This window comes from Globicatella sp. HMSC072A10 (genome assembly GCF_001811625.1).
Taxonomy (GTDB): Bacteria; Bacillota; Bacilli; order Lactobacillales; family Aerococcaceae; genus Globicatella; species Globicatella sanguinis.
In genome coordinates this window covers 1-987 of sequence record NZ_KV805705.1, presented here as the reverse complement: position 1 = coordinate 987, position 987 = coordinate 1, and the positions used below count along the sequence as shown (strand labels likewise).

The 987-nt window shown below is 37.7% G+C and carries 2 pseudogenes; both read left to right on the top strand.

The features are described 5' to 3' along the window. Positions 1 to 814, top strand: a pseudogene (locus HMPREF2811_RS11385) (IS21 family transposase); the annotation flags it as partial. Further along, a pseudogene (locus HMPREF2811_RS11545) lies at positions 807 to 987 on the top strand (AAA family ATPase); the annotation flags it as partial. The pseudogenes HMPREF2811_RS11385 and HMPREF2811_RS11545, both read left to right, overlap by 8 nt.

Sequence of the window (987 nt, the reverse complement as noted above, 5' to 3'; positions counted from 1 at the left end):
TTTATGTGAACCACGAAAAGGAAATGAAAAGGAACATGCGGAACGTAGTGTGGAGTTTAAACGTCGTAAGGCGTTTTCCTCAACTTATCGCTTTTCCAGTTTAGAAGAGGCTGAAACTCATCTTAACAATGAATTAGAGAAACTCAATCAACGTTTGCATCACGAACACAAGGTTTCTCACCTGAAATTGATGCAGACAGAAAAAGAAAGGATTGGCCCTACCATAATCGCTCCCTTCGATGTTTCTGAAATATTGGAATGTCGAGTAGATAAATATAGTACGGTTATCATTAAGCAAAATCATTACTCTGCACCAGAAGGTCATATTGGAAAATATATCATCGCAAAACTAAGTGCCGATCAAGTTAAGTTGTTTATTGACGGAGAAATAATCGCAACGCATAAACGTAATTGGGGTCTCCATCAGTGGGAAATGAATCTTTACCATTACTTAGAAACATTCAAAAGAAAAAAAGGTGCCTTGGCTCAAAGTGAATGTTTGAGACAAGCACCACAACAAATAAAAAATCTTTACCACCATCATTATATAGGAAAAGAGAAAGATTTCATAATATTACTTCACTACATGAAGGACAAAAACAACTTTGAACGTGTTATGGCAGCGGTCGAAGAACTGAATGGCATTCGTTGGGGATACGTTAGCACAGAAAGAATTTTATTTCTCTGCGAGCAATCAGAGCCGACAGAGGTATCTCTGGCAAGAGATGAGACAACCCATCAATCGGAAAGCAATTTGAAAGCTTATGCGAATCTGTTTCATCAAGCAGATAAGGAGGTCATTCACTATGGATAAGAAAGAACGATTAATTGAGTTATGTAGAGAATTACGATTACCCAGTATTCGGAAAATGGTGCAAGATGAAGGAACATTTCATAATCCAACCCTAGCCTTTACGATTCTTCTCCAGGTCTTAGAACAGGAAAAGAATGACCTCTTTATCCGGTCAAAACAAAATCGAATACGTA